This window comes from Paenibacillus sp. P4_A7 (genome assembly GCF_056402455.1).
Map to the genome: position 1 here is coordinate 1 of NZ_JBFUHJ010000905.1, position 666 is coordinate 666.

Below are 666 nucleotides of genomic sequence, written 5' to 3' on the forward strand. Positions count from 1 at the left end.
ATACAACTGCGAGGTGCATCCTGAAGCAGCTGCCGCTTCTCCCCACTTATCAGCATAAACTAAATAGGAATCATATAGGAAATATGCAAGCTTATAATCGAAAACGACATCACATCCATTACAATATCTGATGCATGGAACATCTTAACTCCTACAAGCATGGCTAATGAGATGCCAGCACATAAACAGACGGCCTGAATCGGCGTTTGAAAGCGTTCGGACACCGCTGACCACTTTTGACTAAAAGGGAGTGCTTCATCCCTAGCAAGGCTGAAGAGGACGCGTGAGCATACAGTCATCGATTGAATACCTCCGCTCCATAGCGATAGGATCACCAGTACAACTATGATTGCTGCTAGCCCAGCCCCTCCTCTACCTTCCATAATCCATCTATTGATCGTTTCACTAGCACCACTACCTATAGAAATTGTCTGAGTAAGGGTTAGGAAAGACAGCAGCACGAATCCAATTACAAAAGCCATATTCCGAATACCCCCATACGTTAATGTATGACCTGCATTCGGCTCCCATGTTGGAAAAAGACTGCCCAACTAGCGAAAAAAAACGGTAAACTCAAAAATCGAGTTTACCGCCCAATGACTAACTAAAAAAGAAACTCAACAAACTAAACGAAGGACCTCGTCCCTTAACTCTTCGATATCAAAT

The 666-nt window shown here is 43.7% G+C and carries 1 protein-coding gene; it reads right to left on the bottom strand.

The features are described 5' to 3' along the window. Nucleotides 1-59: 59 nt before the first annotated feature. On the bottom strand, nucleotides 60-482 hold the full coding sequence (locus AC1DWN_RS34855) for an amino acid permease (protein ID WP_477563365.1): 423 nt from the start codon (nucleotides 480-482) through the stop codon (nucleotides 60-62). Nucleotides 483-666 lie beyond the last annotated feature (184 nt).